The sequence below is a fragment of the Micromonospora sp. NPDC018662 genome, from assembly GCF_044391475.1.
GTDB lineage: Bacteria > Actinomycetota > Actinomycetes > Mycobacteriales > Micromonosporaceae > Micromonospora.
On record NZ_JBISAC010000010.1, the window covers coordinates 36,337 to 52,148 of the forward strand.

Below are 15,812 nucleotides of genomic sequence, written 5' to 3' on the forward strand. Positions count from 1 at the left end.
TCTGCTCAGCGCCCCGGCGCGGGACCGGTGCTGGAGCGGACGACGAGGTGGGTGGGGAGGGTGACCCGGTGCGGGGTGCCGTCCGGGTCGAGCAGCATCCGGGCCATCAGCCGGCCCTTCTCGGCGATCGGCTGGCGGACGGTGGTCAACCCGGCCGCCGCGGCCAGCGGCACGTCGTCGAAGCCGGTCACCGACAGGTCGCGTCCGACCCGGAGCCCCCGGCCCTCGGCGGTCCGCGCCACGGCGGCGGCGAGCACGTCGCTGTCCGCGACGATCGCGGTCGGTCGCTCGGCGGTCGCCAGCACCGCCGTCGCGGCGGCCCGGCCGGAGGCGGTGGCGTTGCTGCCGCCGCTGACGACCCGCAGGCGGGCGCCGGCCGGCAGGGCGTCCCGCACGCCGGCCAGCCGGTTCCGGGAGTACGGGTAGAGCGCCGCCTCGTCCACCGTCGGCAGGATCCGGCCGGGTTCGCCGGGCGCGGCGACCACCATCGCCACGTCGCGGTGACCGAGGTCGGCCAGGTGCCGGCCGACGGCCCGGCCCGCCTCCCGGTCGTCGATCAGCACGCAGCGGGCACTGGCGGACTCGTTGGAGAGGACCAGCGGGAGCGACCGGTCGGCGAGCGCCCGGACGGCCGGGTGGTCGTCGGTGAGCCCGTCGGCCACCGCGCCGTCGATCACCGCGCGGTGCACGGCGTCGAGCGACTCGCGGACCTCCGCGTCGGTGAGCCCGGCGACGACCGGCGCGAACGGGATGAGCAACAGGCTGCTCCGGCCCGCCGCCAACGTCTCGGCCAGGCCGCCGAGCAGGTCCAGCACGTAGGGGTCGCGGAACGCGTACGCCAGTTCGGTGGTCAGGATGACGCCGATCGCGTTGGCCTGCCCGGTCCGCAGCGACCGCGCGGCGGCGTTCGGGCCGGCGTAGCCCAGGTCGCGGGCCACCGCCAGGATCCGCTCCCGCAGGTCGGCGGAGAGTCGGTGCGGCCGGCTGAACGCGTACGAGACCGCCGCCGTGGAGACGCCCGCCGCCTCGGCGACGGACCGCAGGGTGATCCGGGAACCCATGACCCTCCCTTGTTAATCGTTTAACAGAGTGCCTCGCCCGAGCCGTGTCGTCAAGGCCGGCGTCCGGTTAGGATCGTCGGCATGACATGGCGATGGTGATTCCCGCCTGACCGACGAGGCCGCGGGCCGCCGCGGACACCAAGCACTCCGACCGGTGTCCGTCACGTCCCGTGGGAAGGCCCCATGCTCGTCGCTCCTGCCCGCGTACCCGCGACCCGCCGACTGGCGGCAACGCTCTACGGGTACGCGTTCCTCACCGACCTCGTCCTGCTGTACCCGCTCTACGTGCTGCTGTTCGCCGACACCGGGCTGTCGGTCGGGCAGATCTCCTCGCTGTTCGTCCTCTGGTCGGCCGCCGGCATCCTGCTGGAGATCCCGTCCGGCGCGTGGGCCGACGCGCTGTCCCGGCGGCTGCTGCTCTGCCTGGCGCCGCTGCTCACGGCCGCCGGCTTCGCGCTCTGGGTGCTGCTGCCGTCGTACCCGGCGTTCGCCGTCGGCTTCCTGCTCTGGGGCGCGGGCGGCGCGCTGCGCTCCGGCGCGTTGGAGGCGCTCGTCTTCACCGAGCTGGACCGCCTCGGCGCGGCCGACCGGTACGCCCGCCTGATCGGCCGCACCCGCACCACCGAGGTGCTCGGCGCGGTCGGGTCCGGGGTGCTCGCCGGGCCGGTGTTCGCGTTCGGCGGCTACCTCGCCGTCGGCGCGGCCAGCGTGCTGACCTGCCTGCTCGCCGCCGTCGTCGCGGCGCGCCTCCCGGAGCACCGGTCCGTCACCCCGCCGGCGGCCGACCGACCGGCACCGGCCGGCGCGGAGGCCAGCATGGTCAACGAGCCGCCCTCCTCGACCGCGCGAGCCGCCGCGAGCAGCGGCGCCGGACCGGGGGAGCAGACGGCCGACGACGAGCCCGGCTGGCGGGAGAGCCTGCGCGGCGGGCTCGCCGAGGTGCGGGCCGATCGCACGGTCCGCGCCGCGGTGCTGCTGGTCGCCGCCGTGGCCGCGATCTGGGGCGGGCTCGACGAGTACACCGGGCTGCTGGCCCGCGACACCGGCGTCGCCGAGGCGACCGTGCCGCTGCTGCTCCTGCTGGTGTGGGGCGGGATGACCGTGGGCGGGCTGCTCGCCCCGCTGGGCGAGCGGCTGTCCCCGGCGGGGTACGCCGGCCTGCTGGTGGTCGCGGCGGCGGCGATGGCGGGCGGGGCGCTGCTGCGCCACCCGGCCGGGTTCCTGCTGCTGGCGGTCGCGTTCGCCGCGTTTCAACTCGCCACCGTGCTCGCCGACGCGCGGTTGCAGGCGCGGATCACCGGCGACGCCCGGGCCACCGTCACCTCGCTGGCCGGCATGGCCACCGACCTGACCACTGTCGCCTTCTACGGCGCGTACGGCCTGCTCGCCGGCGCGCTGGGCAACCCGGTCGCGTTCGCGGTGGCCGTGTTGCCGTACCTGCTGGTGGCGCTCTGGCTGCTCACCGGTCGGTTGGTGAGTTGCCGGAAAGCGGATGACACATCACCTTCGCGACTACGGTGAGTGCCGGACCCGACCGACTGCGGGAGACGATTGCGGTGACCCTGGAAGCAGAACGCACGCTGCGCGACGAGGAGCTCGGCGGGCTGGCGGAGCTGGCGGCCCAACTGCGGGTGGACGCGATCCGGTGCAGCACCATGGCCGGCTCCGGCCACCCCACCTCCAGCCTCTCCGCCGCCGACCTGCTCGCCGTGCTGGTCGCCCGGAACCTGCGCTACGACTGGTCCTACCCGGGAAACCCCGGCAACGACCACCTGATCTTCTCCAAGGGTCACGCCTCGCCGCTGCTGTACGCGGTGTTCCGGGCCGTCGGGGCGATCAGCGAGCAGGAGCTGCTGGAGACGTACCGCCGCGCCGGGTCGCGCCTTCAGGGTCACCCCACCCCGGTCCTGCCCTGGGTGGACGTCGCCACCGGCTCGCTCGGCCAGGGCCTGCCGGTCGGGGTGGGCGTGGCGCTCGCCGCCCAGTACCTCGACCGGTCGTCCGCCCACGTCTGGGTGCTCTGCGGGGACAGCGAGACGGCCGAGGGCTCGGTCTGGGAGGCGCTGGACAAGGCCGGCCACTACGGCCTGCGCAACCTCACCGCGATCGTCGACGTCAACCGGTTCGGCCAGCGCGGCCCGACCGAGCTGGAGTGGGACCTGGACACCTACCGTCGGCGGGTCGAGGCGTTCGGCTGCCGGGCGATCGTCGTCGACGGCCACGACCTCGGCGCGGTCGACGACGCGTACCGGCAGGCCCGGGACGCCACCGGCCCGACCGTGGTGCTGGCCCGCACCGTCAAGGGCAGGGGCGTGCCCGAGGTCGAGGACGATCCGTCCTGGCACGGCAAGGCGTTCGACCCCGAACTGGCCGACCGGGCGGTGCGGGCGCTCGGCGGGCCGACCCGGATCCGGGTGGCCGGGCCACGCCCGCCCGCCGCGCCGCGCGCCACCCCGGCCGAGCCCGGACAACCCGACCTGCCCCGCTACGAGCGCGGCGCGAAGGTCGCCACCCGGGACGCGTACGGGGACGCGCTGCGCGCGCTCGGCGCCGCCCGGCCGGACGTGGTCGCCCTCGACGGCGAGGTCGCCGACTCCACCCGGGCCGAGCGCTTCGCCGACGCGTACCCGGATCGGTTCTTCCAGATGTTCATTGCCGAGCAGCAGCTCGTCGCCGCCGCCGTGGGCCTGGCGGTCCGGGGCCGGCGGCCGTTCGCGGCCACGTTCGCCGCGTTCTGGTCCCGCGCCTACGACTTCATCCGGATGGCCGGCGTCTCCCGCGCCGACATCGCCCTGGTCGGCTCGCACGCCGGCGTGGAGATCGGCCCGGACGGGCCCTCCCAGATGGGGCTGGAGGACGTCGCCGCGCTGCGCGCGGTCCCCGGCTCCACGGTGCTGTGCCCGTCCGACGCGGTCTCCTGCGCGGCGCTGGTCGCCCAGCTGCCGGACCGGCCGGGCGTCAACTACCTGCGCACCACCCGTGGCGCGTACCCGGTGCTCTACGACCACGGCGAGGCGTTCCCGATCGGCGGCAGCCGGGTGGTGCGCGACGGCGGCGACGTGGCGCTGCTCGGCGCCGGCGTCACCGTGCACGTCTGCCTGGCCGCCGCCGACGAGCTGACCCGGGAGGGGATCGACGCCCGGGTGGTCGACCTCTACTCGATCAAGCCGGTCGACCGGGAGCGTCTGATCGAGACCGTCCGGGACACCGGCGGCCGGCTCGTCGTGGTCGAGGACCACTACCCGGAGGGCGGCCTCGGCTCGGCCGTGCTGGAGGCGCTGGCGGACCGGCCCGACCCGGTGCGCGTCCACCACCTCGCGGTGCGTGAGCTGCCCGGCTCCGGCACCCCGACCCAGCAGCTCGACCGCGCCGGCATCGGCGTGCACGCCGTCGTCGCCGCGGCCCGCGCCCTCGCCTGAGGTGTAAGGAGGGGCCCCCGGTTAACGCATTCGGTAGAGCAGGGGCCCCTTCTTAACACGCTCGGCCGGCGCGCTCACTCTGGCAGCGCGTCGACGTAGACCCAGCGGCCGTCCTCCCGGGCGAAGCGGCTGTGCTCGGCGAGCACGCCAGGATGACCGCCCTCGCGGTAGTGGGCCCGGAACCGGACCGTGCCGGTGCTGTCGAACAGGCCGCCCTGCCCGGTCTCCAGCACCTCCAGCCGGGTCCACCGGGTGCCCGGATCCAGCTCCAGCCGTTCGGGCCGGGTGCGGGAGTGCCAACTGTGCCGCAGGTAGTCGGCGTCGCCGAGCGCGAACGCGCTGAACCGGGACCGCATCAACGCCTCGGCGGTGGCCGCGGTCGCGACGCCCCGGTGCACCGGGGCGCAGCAGTCCGCGTACGGCCGGCCCGACCCGCACGGGCAGGCGGTGTTCCGTTTCCCCATTCCCCGATTCTCACCCGCCGCCGCAGGCCGGACGCCGGAGGGGCGGCATGGCGCTGCCAGTCGCCGCAGGAAGGGACCCAGGGTCAGGAACGGCGGTGGCCGTGTCCTGTACGTCCCGGCCGGGTGGCCAGGATCAGGCCAGGCCACTGCTGCCCGGAGCGGTCCTGCCGATCCGATCGCGCACGATGACGGCCCACGGATGGTGCAGGCCCTCGAGGATCCGCGCTGAGGCGCTCCAGTCCGCTCTGGCGGCGTCCTGGTCGCCCGCGGCCCACCGGTCCTCCGCCCGGTGCATCAGCACCTCCGCCTCGAAGAACTGGTCCCCCAGTTCCCGGAACAGCGCAAGGGCGTGCGCGTAACATCGGTCCGCCTGGCCCGGATCGCCGAGATGTGTGGAGAGCCGGCCGAGAGTATCCCAAGCGCTGGCTTCGCCGTGCCGCTCACCGAACCGCTGCAACAGAATCAGCGCCGTCCGGGTCTGGCGGAACGACTGGCGGAGATTGCCAGCCAGCAGGTGGTACCAGCCAGAGCTGTTGAGGACTTCGGCACCAGCGCTGTGGTTGCCCGCCAGCAGGAAGAGGCGCCTCGCCCGCCGGGAGTGGTAGAGGGCGCCGGGCAGGCCGTGGCGCTGTTGATGCACATACGCCAACCCGTGGTGGGCCCGCGCCTGCCCGCCGAGGTCTCCGATCCGGCCCGACAGCCGCAGCGCCCGCCGCAGGCTGGCCTCGGCCGCATCGTGGTCGCCGAGGCGCAGGTGAGCGCGGCCAAGACCGCGCAGTGCGTACGACATGCCGCGGGCGTCGGACGCCACTCGGGCGGCACGGAGGGCGACGCGGTTCACCGCCAGTTGGTCGGTCCAGTGGCCGCCGCGGGACAGGAACGTGGTCATCGCCCACGCCAACTGCCAGGCGTGGGCCGCCATGCCGTGCTCGGCGGTCAGGTGCACCATGGCGACGAGGTTTGCCCGGTGCGCCCGGTACCAAGCGTTGGCGTCCTCCTCGTCGGCGAGCGAGTGGACGGTGACCCCCGGCGCCGGGGTGATCGTGGGGAGCGGCTCCCGGCGAGGCTCAAGGAGACGGGCACCCGTCACCGCAGTCTGCAGGTAGTGATCGCCGAGCCGCCGCAGCGCGGACCGGTGGTCGGCCTCGCTGTCCCGCCGCCCTCGTTCCCTGGCGAAAACGGCCACCAGGTCGTGCAGGTGCCACCGGTGGTCGGTCGTCTCGCCGATCAGGTGGACCCGGGCCAACTCGGTGAGCAGCGGGCCCACGTGCTCGGGTGGGCGTCCGACCAGGCTTGCCGCCGCCGCCTCGCTGGCGGTGCCGGGATGCAGTCCAAGCATCCGGAAGACCTGCCGCGCCCCGGGGTTCAACAGCCGGTATGAGCCGAGGAGGCAGGAGCGCAGGTCTGTCGGGCTGTCGTGGCTGGCCAGGCCGTCGAGCAGTGGCACGGCACCGGTCAGGTCACCCGCGACGACGGCCAGCGGCACTGCGGGCTGGGAGACGACGCGGGCAGCCGTCACCGCCAAGGCGAGCGGCAGGCCGCCACAGCGGTCGACAATCACCTGTGCGGCGGTCGGCTCGGCATCGAGGCGGCCGGCGCCGACCCGGCGGCTTAGCAGTTCTCGCGACTCGTCGTCGCTGAGCGGGGTGAGGCTGATCGGGTGGGCGGACGCCGCCGCGACCAGCCCCATGAGCCGATCCCGGCTGGTGATGACGACTACGGATCCCGGTGCCGCGACCAGCAGCAGTCGTACGTGCTCCGCGTCGCGGGCGTTGTCGAGCAGCAACAGCATTCGCTTGTCGGCGAGCAGGCTGCGCAGCAGGCCGGTCTGGCCCGTCTCGTCAACCGGCATGGCCGCTGCGGGAACGCCCAGCGCGTCCAGGAACGCATGCGCCGCCGAGGTGGCATCCAGCGGCGGTTGGCTGGGGTCGAATCCGGACAGGTTGACGAAGAGTTGCCCGTCCGGGAAGCGGTCCTTCACCCGGTGCGCCCAGTGCATCGCGAGCGAGGTCTTGCCGATCCCTGGCGGACCCACCACCAGGATCGTCGTGCCCAAGGTTGGCGTCTCTGTGCTGAGCAGCGCGTCCATCGCGGCCAGAGCGTCGGTACGTCCGGTGAAGGAGGCGGTGTCCGGCGGCAGTTGAGCCGGACGGGGTCTCGCCGGGGAGTCGCCGCCTGCCCTGTCCGTCGGCGATCTGAGCCCCGCAGCCGCCCGTGACCGCTCGTAGAAGTCGCGCCGCTCGTCACCGGACAGCCCCAACGCCTCGGCCAGCAACCGCACGGTCTGCTGGCGTGGTTTCCGGATCCGCCCGGTTTCCAGGTCACGAAGGTTCCGCACGCTGATTCCCGACCGATTGGCGAGCTCCTCCTGAGACAGGTTCAGCGACTGTCGACGCGACTTGATCAAGGGACCGAACTCCATCGCTTGTCCTGTTCCCTCAGCCGTCGTGCAGGAAGTCGCCGGTTGATCGCCTGTCAGTCGCCTGGATTGTCTCCAGTGCGCTCACGACACTGCAACCAATAGACGAACGTCAGCGCGGAGGAAGGTCGGCCGGCATCCCGCGCGGCGTTCTTTCCAACGGGCCGGAAGCCCCCTTCCGGCGGTCCTGTGGAGGTTTGCATGTTTCAGCGAGCACTGTCCGCACTCACCCGACCGAGCAAGGCTCTCGCCGTGACCGCCACGGCGGCAGCGGCCCTTCTGGGAATCGGCTCTCCGGCGGCGGCCGTGGTGACCCCGTCCGCCACCTACGCCGACTGCCCCGCTTCCCACGTGTGCTTCTACACCGGCAGCGGCGGGTCCGGCAGCATGTGCCGATGGTCGGACGCCGACCCGGACTGGACGTCGGGGGTCGACAGCTGTTCCTGGGCCCGGAGCGCTCCGGCCCGCTCGGTGTACAACCGCGGAACCTCCACCTCCTACACGGCGGTGGCGTTCTACACGGGCGCGTACTACACCGGCTACAACGGGTGCATGGGGCGGGGTTGGCAGGGCAACATCGGCCCTGCTTACCTGCTCTCGCACAGGTGGATCACGTCCCCCTGCTGACGGCGAGGTGACTTCAGAAGTTGTGGTGGTCGATGAAGATCCCGGCGTGGCGGTGATCGACATCTGAAGAGGTCTCCGGCATCTGGTTCTGCGACCGAGCGGGAACGTCATGCCGGAGACCTCGTGCCCATGACCGCACCGGCGCTCAGTGGTGGCGGCTCGCCGGGCGGCTGCCTGTCGCGTCCGCGGAGGGTCGGCCGCCGACGTGGGAGAAACGGCAGCTCATCAGCGGGATCAGGCGAGCGAGCGGTCTGATGGGTACGCCTCACCGACGGGCGTGAGGTGGTGCTCAAGGCCGGGCCGGTCGGCTGGGGGCCGGCCGGCGGGGGCGCGCTCGGGCGCCCGGCCGGCGACCGCTCACGGCACCGTGTCCGAGTGGACCTCGACGTCGTAGAGCAGCCGGACGTGGCGGCGGCCGTTGGTGACGCCGACGAAGACCGGTTCGCCGGCCGGGGTGCGGCCCTGACGCCACACCTGCTGCCGGGCCGCCTCCCGCGACTCGTGATGGGCCTTGCCTTGGCGGTGCAGGAGCAGCACGCGGCGGGCGGTGGTCGGGTCGGTGTCGAGCTGGACTCGCAGCAGAGGCTGCCGGTCCCGCCGGCCAGCGACGACTGGCGCGACGACGTCCGGGCTCTCGTCCGCGCGTGGCGCGCCGCGATGCTCGACCACCCCTGGGCGCCGGGGCTGGTCGGTCGGCCGTTGCTCGGCCCCAACGTGTTGGCCCGCACCGAGTTCCTCCAGGCCACGCTGGTGCGCGGCGGTTGCCACGGCCGGCAGCTCGCAGTGGTCACCCGGATGCTGGCCAACTACGTCATCGGCGCCTCGCTGACCGAGGCCACGTGGCGCCGGACGGCGGACCCCGACGCGCGGGCCGCCGCCCGCGCCCACGTGGCGGCGAGCGCCGACGCCTATCCGACGCTGACCGCCTCCGGTCACCTCGACGACGGCCGGTGGAGCGACGACCTGCTGTTCGAGGAGGGCCTCACCGGCCTGCTCCGGGCCGCGGTCGGGCCCGGTAAGCCGCCCGAACCGCGGTGAACACGGCCGGTCAGAGCCAGCCGGAGCGGCGGAACAACCGGTGCAGCGTCACCGCCAGCGTCGCCATGAGCAGCAGCGCGCCGCCGTAGCCGTACCGCCAGTGCAGCTCCGGCATGTGGGCGAAGTTCATCCCGTACACGCCGGCCACCGCGGTCTGCGACGCGGCGATCGCCGCCCACGACGCGATTTTGCGCATGTCGTCGTTCTGCTCCACGGCGAGCTGCGCCAGCCGGGACTGGACCAGCGAGGTGAGCAGTTCGTCGTAGGCGCCGATCCGCTCGACCACCCGGGCCAGGTCGTCCACCACGGCGGCGAACCGCTGGCGCAGCGCGGGTGGCGGGCCGGCGTCGGGCGGGTCCAGCAGCGCGCGCAGCGGGGCGCTCAACGGCAGCACCGCCCGCTTGAACTCCACCACCTCCCGTTTGAGCTGGTAGAGATGCTGGATGTCGGCGCCGTGCTCGCGGGCGAAGACGCTCTCCTCGACGCGTTCCAGGTCGCGTTCCAGGTGCTCGGCGACCTCCCCGTAGAGCGCGACCATCCGGGCGCAGACCGCGTACGCCACCGCCCAGGGGCCCTGGGCCAGCACGTCCGGGCGGTGCTGCACCGCCTCGCGCACCGGGGCGAGCGCGCCGGTGGCGCCGTGCCGGACGGTCAGCACGAAGCGGTCGCCGAGGAACACCAGCACGTCCCCGGTGTCGACCACCTCGGAGGTGGCGGTCAGCTCGGTGTGCTCGACGTAGCCGGCGCTGCGCAGCACCAGCAGCGTGACGTCGCCGTGGCACCGCACGGTGGGCCGGTGCCCGTCGGCGAGCGCCTGCTCCACCGCTGGCTCGTCGAGCCCGAACGTCCGGCCGACGGCGGCCATCACCGCCGCGCCCGGCTCGTGCAACCCGAGCCAGACGAACGCGCGGCGGCCGTGGCGGGCCCGGGCGTACGCGTCGGCGTAGTGCGGCCGGCCCGGTTCCCGCCGCCCGGCGACATAGACCGCGCAGTCGACCACCGCGTCCGGGTTGGCGCGGCGCGGGCGTCTGCCGTCCGCCGGGCGGTCGCGCCGGAGCAGGCGTCCGACGAGGCCGGGCAGGCGTTCCCGCCACCGGATCCGGACCACCGCGCACCTCCGACCGCCGGGAGACCGACGGCCTACCGTACGGCCCGCCGGCGCGGCGGCGGTGCCCGGCCCGGCTCAGCCGACGGCGGTGGCGAAGACCACGATGTTGTCGGGGTAGCTGCCGGTGCGCGGGTCGAACCGGCCGCCGCAGGTGATCAGCCGCAGTCGGGCCGCCGCGCCGCCGCCGTACACCCGCTCGGTGGGAAAACGTGCCTTGGGGTACGCGCCGACACCGTCCACGGTGAAGGCCGCGGTCCGGCCGTCGGCCCGGACCACCCGGACGGTGTCGCCGGGGCGCAACCGGCCGAGATCGAAGAAGACCGCCGGGCCGCGGGTGGAGTCGACGTGCCCGACCAGCACCGCGTTGCCGGCCTGACCCGGCGCCGGCCCGGGCCGGTACCAGCCGGCCACCTCCGGGTGCTCCAGCGGCGGCACCTCCAGCGCGCCGCCGTCGTCGGTGGCCACCGCGACGATCTCGGCGTCGACGCCGATCCGGGGGATGACCACCCGCAGCGGCGTCGCGCGGGGGAGCACCGGGCCGGCGGAGCCGGGACGCTCGGTGGCCGGCGCGGCGGACGCGCCGGGTTGCGGCGGCGACGCCGAGGTGCTGCCGAGACCGGCCGAGAGCAACCCCACGCCGGTGGCGCCGGCCAGGGTGACGGCGGTGACGACGACGGCGGTGCGGGCCCGCGACGGCCCGCCCGCCCGACCCTCTGCTGGGGACAGGGTCCTACCTCCGTCCGGCGTGGACGCGGGGCCCGCGCCGGGTGGACCGGCGCGGGCGACCCGCTCGGTGAGCCGCTCAGGCGGGGGCGTCCGCCCGACGCCGGCGACGGACCAGGACGTACGCCCCGCCGGCGAGCGCGCCGGCGGCCAGCGCGCCGCCCGCGACCAGCACGCCGGTGTCGCCGTCCCGGCCGCCGGCGCCGGCCTGCGCACCGCCGATCGGGGTGACGGTGAACGTGGCGCTGCCGCCGTCGCTGCCGTCGCCGCAGGTCGTGGCCACCGTGTACGTGCCGAGCGTGAACCCGGCGGTGAAGAGTTCCGCGCTCAGCCCACCGCCCGCGGCGGCCGTGGTGGACCTGACGTTCTGATCGCGGTCGGGCCCGGTGACCCGGAAGATCGCGTCACCGGCCTTCGGGTTGCACGTCGTGGTGAGCACGACAGTGCCGCCGACCGGGGTGGTGGCGGGTGAGACTCTGGTGTCCGCCAGCGCGGCGGCCGGGAGCAGCAGTGCGCCGAGGCCCACGCCGACCGCCGCCGATCCGAGAATTGACTGTGCCTTCATCCGCGTCTTCCCTCACTTTTCGTCCGCTGTCTGCGTGGGACGTCGTTCGGGTGGCCAACTCCGTGACTAGCACCGGTGTGGCCAACACTAGGAGGGTTGCGGCGGTCACTGGGGGTAATTGAGAAATCTTCGTTGCCGTCCGGTGTCCCCCCTCCCGCCACCTGGCGTCGGACATGTCGACCTTCAACGCGCAGCTGGGCACAAATCATGATGGAATCGTGACCGAAGCCCGATCCATCCTCGCCCGAATCGTTCTCGTGCTCGTGGTCGCGTCGCTGGCGGCGGCCAGAGCCCTGAACGGCGGTGACATACCCACCGCACCCCTCGTGCTCGTCATCATCACGGCCTGCGCGGCCGTGGTCTGGGTCGACCACCTGATCAGATGGGTGCGCGGACGCTGATCCGGTAGGTCGACGGGCGGTTCACCGAGTCGATGCCGTGGCGGTCCGCCCCACGGCATCGACTCGCTCAACGCGCCGGTGGCTCCGGTCGGACCAGCCCGACGTCGTACGCGAGGACCACCGCCTGGATCCGGTCCCGCAGGCCCAGCTTGGTAAGGATCGCGGAGACGTGGGTCTTCACGGTTGCGGTGCTCAGGTGCAGCCGAGCGGCGATCTCCGCGTTCGACAGCGCGCGGGCGGTCAGCGTGAGCACCTCCACCTCGCGCGCGGTCAACGCGGCGAGGGCCCGCTCGACGGTCGGCGCCGGGCCGGGCAGCCGGTCGGCGAACCGGTCGAGCAGACGCCGGGTCACGGTCGGCGCCAGCAACGCGTCGCCCCGGGCCACCACCCGCACCGCCTCGGCCAGATCGACCGGACGCGTGTCCTTGAGCAGGAACGCGCTCGCGCCGGCACGCAGCGCGGCGTAGACGTGCTCGTCGACGTCGAACGTGGTGAGCATGACGATCCGGGCCGGATTGCCGGTGGCCACCAGGTCCCGGGTCGCCGCGATGCCGTCCCGCCGGGGCATCCGTACGTCCATCAGCACCACGTCCGGCCGGGTGCGCGCCGCCACCGCGACCGCCTCGACGCCGTCCGCCGCCTCGCCGACCACGGTCAGGTCCGGTCGCGCGTCGAGGATCATCCGCAACCCGGCGCGGATCAGCTCCTGGTCGTCGGCAACCACCACCCGCACGCGCGCGGGATCACCCTCGGCTCGCAGGCCCGGCTCGCTCCTGGCGCTCACCGGGCCGCGCCGACCGGCAGCCGCGCGCGCACCCGGAACCCGCCGGCCGGCAGCGGGCCCGCGTCGAGCGTGCCACCGAGCAGCCGGGCCCGCTCCCGCATGCCCACGATGCCGCGTCCCCCGGTCGTCCCGGGCCGGCGGGCCGGCGGCGAACCGTCGTTGACCACCTCCAGCCGCAGCACGCCCTCGCCGTACCTGACGTCGACGTCGGCGCGGGTGGCGTGCCCGTGGCGCAGCGCGTTGGTCAGCGACTCCTGCACGATCCGGTACGCCGACAGCTGCACCCCGCCGGGCAGCTTCCCGCAGTCGCCCTCGCGGCGCAGCGTCACCGGCAGCCCCACCGCCCGCACGGCCTCGACCAACGCGTCGAGTTGGGCCAGCCCCGGCTGCGGCCCGTTCGGGTCGGTCCCGTCGTCGGCGGTCAACGCGTGCAGCATGGCCCGCAGCTCGGTGAGGGCGGACCGCGCCGCCGTGTGGATGGACCCGAGCGCGGCGCGGGCCTGCGCCGGTTGTTCGTCGAAGACGTCCTCGGCGGCGACGGCCTGCACGGCGATCACCGCCACGTGATGGGCGACCACGTCGTGCAGCTCGCGGGAGATCCGCTCCCGCTCCCGCGCGCGGACCTCCCGCTCCCACTCGCAGCGCCGCTGCTCCCGGCTGCGCAGCAGCTCGCCGACCGACCAGCTCAGGCCGAGCGCCGTCACCGCGAGCAGCAGGTCACGCCAGTCACCGGTGACCAGCTTCCACGGTGTGGGCGCCGTCAGCAGGCCGAGCGCGACGAGCGAGAACCGGGGCGGCCGCAGCCGGGCCACGTAGGACAGGGGCGCGGCCACCAGCCCGAGCCAGCCCAGCGCCGGGCAGAGCGCCTCCAGGCCCACGCCGGCCACCGCGGCCATCGTGAGCGCGTACCCGGGCCGGTAGCGGATCCACAGCAGGCAGCTGGCCTGCCAGGCGGCGAGGCCGACCGCGACGGCGGTGCCGCCCGGCGTCGTCGGGCGGCCTTCCGACGTCAGCAGCACGAGCAGCGACACGCCGAGTACGACGGCGGCGAGGCCGCCGTCGATCAGCAGCAGCACGGACCGGGACCGGGACGGGCACCTCATGCCCCGGATGCTAGGCCGCCGGCCCACCGCCGTTCATCGGCCGTCAGACGGAGATGCGGCGGGTCGCTGGGTCCCGGGACGGAGCCGGGAACCGCTCCCCGGCGCGATCCGCGCGGCGCCCCGCCGGCCCTAGCGTTTCCGCCAGCAGATCCGACCGGGAGGTACGCACCGATGGAGACCACGATCCCGAGCACCACCGTCCGTCCGGCCCGTCGCCGCGACCGGCTGCTCACCGTGCTCGCCGCCACCGTCGCCACGCTGCTGGGCTGGATCGTCGCGGTGCCGCTGGCCGGGGTGGAGCTGGTCGCGCGCAGCGGCGACGTCGAGCAGCGGGTCACGCCGCTCGCCGTCGCGGTCAGCACGCTGCTCGCCGGCCTGGCCGGGTGGGCGTTGCTGGCCCTGCTGGAACGCTTCACCGGGCGGGCCCGCGCGGTCTGGACCGTGGTCGCGGTGCTGGTGCTCCTGCTGTCCCTGCTCGGGCCGCTCGGCGGGGGAGTGGGCCGGGCGGCCACGGTGACGCTGGTGGTCCTGCACCTGCTCGCCGGTGCCGTGCTGGTGCCCGGCCTGCGGCGTACCGCGGTCCGCTGACCGGCCGGGATCGGGGCCGCCGCGACGGGGGTGGGCGGCCCCGATCCCGGTCAGCTCGCCGCGGCCGGCTCCGGCAACGGCTCGCCGGTCTCCAGCAGGGTCTTGAGGCTGGCCAGTAGTTCCGGCCAGCCGCCGCTGCCGTCGAGCTGGCCGCTGATCGCCCGGTGCATCTCGCTGTCCGGCGAGAAGTCGTCGTGGACGACAGTCAGCCGGACGGTCTCGCCCTGCGGAACGAGGTCGAACGTGACCGTGGACCGGCGCTCGCCGAGCCGGGCGGCCAACTCCTCGTCGGACCACCCGAAGTGCGCGGCGTGCTCCGCCTGGAAGCCGTGCCAGGTGTACGCGAGCCGCCGGTACGGCTCCGCGACGAGCACCCGCTGACCGAGGTCCTTCGGCTCGCCGTCCGGCGTGTCCTGCCACCGCACGGGTGAGCCGGGCCGCCAGTCGGAGACCAGCGTGACGCCGCCCCAGTAGCGGCGGGTGAACGCGGGCTCGGTCAGGGCCCGCCAGAGCCGCTCGGGCGTGGTCCGGACGTAGGTGGTGTAGACGAACGTGGGGCTCTCCATGGGCTCCCGCTCCAATGTTGTCCGCAGGTCGGCGAGGGCGCGGGCGCGCTCCCGGTGGTAGCGGCCGATCCAGCGGTCGGCCACCGCGTTGATCGGGGCGGCGTTGAGGTGGTGCAGTTTCTCCCGCCCCCGTCGGGTGGTGGTCACCAGGCCGGCGGCCTCCAGCACGGCGAGATGCTTGCTCACCGACTGCCGGGTCATGTCCAGCCCGGCGCACAGCTCGCGCAGGCTCTGACCGTTGCGCGCGTTCAGGCGGTCGAGCAGGCGCCGCCGGCTGGCGTCGGCCAGCGCCCGGAACACGTCGTCCACCCGTCGCTCCACTCATCGGAAAAGGCAGCCATTCGGGTGCCTGTCCGAAGGATAGGCACCTTTGCGGCTGCCTGTCCACCTTGAAGCTAGCCTCCTAGGACGCTCAACGCGGTGTGTGAGCCGCCGAAACTCTCCTCGACGTGATGTCGAGAACCGGCGGCCGGCTCCGTCCCCGGGGTGAACGCGGCCAGAATGGCCGCACCCGCATCGAGGAGACGCACCATGGCGAAGTACCTGCTGCTGAAGCACTACCGCGGCGGCCCGACCCCGGTCACCGACATGCCGCTGCTGGACCGGTGGACGCCGGAGGAGGTCTCCGCGCACGTGCAGTACATGACGGACTTCGCGGCCCGCCTGGAGGAGAGCGGCGAGTTCGTCGACTCGCAGGCGCTCGCCCCGGAGGGCACCTTCGTGCGCTACGACGGCGAGGGGCGCCCGCCGGTCACCGACGGCCCGTTCGCCGAGACCAAGGACCTCATCGCCGGCTGGCTGGTGATCGACGTGGACAGCTACCAGCGCGCCCTCGACCTGGCCGGGGAGCTGTCCGCCGCCCCGGGGCAGGGTGGCAAGCCGATCCACGAGTGGTTGGAGGTCCGCCCGTTCCTGACCGCGCCACCCACCATCACGGAGTGACCGC

Annotated in this window: 17 protein-coding genes; 7 read left to right on the forward strand and 10 right to left on the reverse strand. The window is 74.2% G+C overall.

Annotated features, from left to right (window positions below):
• Window positions 1-5: 5 nt before the first annotated feature.
• The gene (locus tag ACH495_RS24830) at window positions 6-1,061 is read right to left on the reverse strand and encodes a LacI family DNA-binding transcriptional regulator (RefSeq protein ID WP_396860105.1); all 1,056 of its coding nucleotides are present in this window, start codon (window positions 1,059-1,061) and stop codon (window positions 6-8) included.
• Between the two features lie 183 nt (window positions 1,062-1,244).
• Between ACH495_RS24830 and ACH495_RS24835 the strand changes: the two genes are divergently transcribed.
• Both ACH495_RS24835 and ACH495_RS24840 read left to right on the forward strand, forming a co-directional pair.
• Entirely contained in the window at window positions 1,245-2,582 is a 1,338-nt protein-coding gene (locus tag ACH495_RS24835; protein WP_396860106.1) for an MFS transporter, read from the forward strand.
• Window positions 2,583-2,617: 35 nt separating this feature from the next.
• Window positions 2,618-4,480 (forward strand): transketolase, encoded by a 1,863-nt coding sequence (locus tag ACH495_RS24840; protein WP_396860107.1) that lies wholly within the window; start codon window positions 2,618-2,620, stop codon window positions 4,478-4,480.
• 74 nt (window positions 4,481-4,554) lie between these two features.
• Here the strand turns inward: ACH495_RS24840 and ACH495_RS24845 are convergent, their stop codons facing one another.
• Complete coding sequence (locus ACH495_RS24845; protein WP_396860108.1) at window positions 4,555-4,944, reverse strand: YchJ family protein; 390 nt, start codon at window positions 4,942-4,944, stop codon at window positions 4,555-4,557.
• Window positions 4,945-5,077: 133 nt separating this feature from the next.
• A complete protein-coding gene (locus ACH495_RS24850) occupies window positions 5,078-7,366 on the reverse strand; it encodes an NB-ARC domain-containing protein (protein WP_396860109.1) in 2,289 nt (762 codons plus the stop codon).
• A gap of 306 nt (window positions 7,367-7,672) precedes the next feature.
• On the opposite strand from ACH495_RS24850, the gene ACH495_RS24855 reads away from it, so the two are divergent.
• Window positions 7,673-7,990 carry a peptidase inhibitor family I36 protein gene (locus ACH495_RS24855; protein WP_396860110.1) on the forward strand — a complete coding sequence of 106 codons (318 nt, stop codon included), beginning with the start codon at window positions 7,673-7,675 and terminating at the stop codon, window positions 7,988-7,990.
• Between the two features lie 357 nt (window positions 7,991-8,347).
• Here the strand turns inward: ACH495_RS24855 and ACH495_RS24860 are convergent, their stop codons facing one another.
• Complete coding sequence (locus ACH495_RS24860; RefSeq protein WP_396860111.1) at window positions 8,348-8,527, reverse strand: hypothetical protein; 180 nt, start codon at window positions 8,525-8,527, stop codon at window positions 8,348-8,350.
• Here ACH495_RS24860 and ACH495_RS24865 point away from each other — a divergent pair.
• A complete protein-coding gene (locus ACH495_RS24865) occupies window positions 8,513-9,028 on the forward strand; it encodes a TetR/AcrR family transcriptional regulator C-terminal domain-containing protein (protein WP_396860112.1) in 516 nt (171 codons plus the stop codon). The genes ACH495_RS24860 and ACH495_RS24865 overlap by 15 nt on opposite strands.
• A 10-nt stretch (window positions 9,029-9,038) precedes the next feature.
• Here ACH495_RS24865 and ACH495_RS24870 read toward each other — a convergent pair whose 3' ends face one another.
• The 3 genes from ACH495_RS24870 to ACH495_RS24880 all read right to left on the reverse strand — a co-directional run bounded on the left by ACH495_RS24870 (window position 9,039) and on the right by ACH495_RS24880 (window position 11,424).
• Window positions 9,039-10,136, reverse strand: coding sequence for a magnesium and cobalt transport protein CorA (locus tag ACH495_RS24870; protein ID WP_396860113.1), 1,098 nt, complete (start codon window positions 10,134-10,136; stop codon window positions 9,039-9,041).
• 75 nt (window positions 10,137-10,211) lie between these two features.
• Entirely contained in the window at window positions 10,212-10,862 is a 651-nt protein-coding gene (locus ACH495_RS24875) for a class F sortase (protein WP_396860282.1), read from the reverse strand.
• A gap of 76 nt (window positions 10,863-10,938) precedes the next feature.
• The gene (locus ACH495_RS24880; protein ID WP_396860114.1) at window positions 10,939-11,424 is read right to left on the reverse strand and encodes a hypothetical protein; all 486 of its coding nucleotides are present in this window, start codon (window positions 11,422-11,424) and stop codon (window positions 10,939-10,941) included.
• A gap of 173 nt (window positions 11,425-11,597) precedes the next feature.
• Between ACH495_RS24880 and ACH495_RS24885 the strand changes: the two genes are divergently transcribed.
• Entirely contained in the window at window positions 11,598-11,825 is a 228-nt protein-coding gene (locus ACH495_RS24885) for a hypothetical protein (RefSeq protein ID WP_396860115.1), read from the forward strand.
• A gap of 67 nt (window positions 11,826-11,892) precedes the next feature.
• On the opposite strand, the gene ACH495_RS24890 is transcribed toward ACH495_RS24885, so the two are convergent.
• Together ACH495_RS24890 and ACH495_RS24895 are read right to left on the reverse strand one after the other, a co-directional pair.
• Window positions 11,893-12,558, reverse strand: a complete 666-nt coding sequence (locus ACH495_RS24890) for a response regulator (protein ID WP_396860116.1) — start codon at window positions 12,556-12,558, stop codon at window positions 11,893-11,895.
• Window positions 12,559-12,605: 47 nt separating this feature from the next.
• Window positions 12,606-13,712, reverse strand: a complete 1,107-nt coding sequence (locus ACH495_RS24895) for a sensor histidine kinase (protein WP_396860117.1) — start codon at window positions 13,710-13,712, stop codon at window positions 12,606-12,608.
• Between the two features lie 171 nt (window positions 13,713-13,883).
• On the opposite strand from ACH495_RS24895, the gene ACH495_RS24900 reads away from it, so the two are divergent.
• Complete coding sequence (locus tag ACH495_RS24900; protein WP_396860118.1) at window positions 13,884-14,300, forward strand: DUF6069 family protein; 417 nt, start codon at window positions 13,884-13,886, stop codon at window positions 14,298-14,300.
• A 50-nt stretch (window positions 14,301-14,350) separates the two neighbouring features.
• Here ACH495_RS24900 and ACH495_RS24905 read toward each other — a convergent pair whose 3' ends face one another.
• Window positions 14,351-15,175 carry an ArsR/SmtB family transcription factor gene (locus tag ACH495_RS24905; protein WP_396860119.1) on the reverse strand — a complete coding sequence of 275 codons (825 nt, stop codon included), beginning with the start codon at window positions 15,173-15,175 and terminating at the stop codon, window positions 14,351-14,353.
• A 222-nt stretch (window positions 15,176-15,397) separates the two neighbouring features.
• On the opposite strand from ACH495_RS24905, the gene ACH495_RS24910 reads away from it, so the two are divergent.
• Window positions 15,398-15,808, forward strand: a complete 411-nt coding sequence (locus ACH495_RS24910; protein ID WP_396860120.1) for a YciI family protein — start codon at window positions 15,398-15,400, stop codon at window positions 15,806-15,808.
• Window positions 15,809-15,812 lie beyond the last annotated feature (4 nt).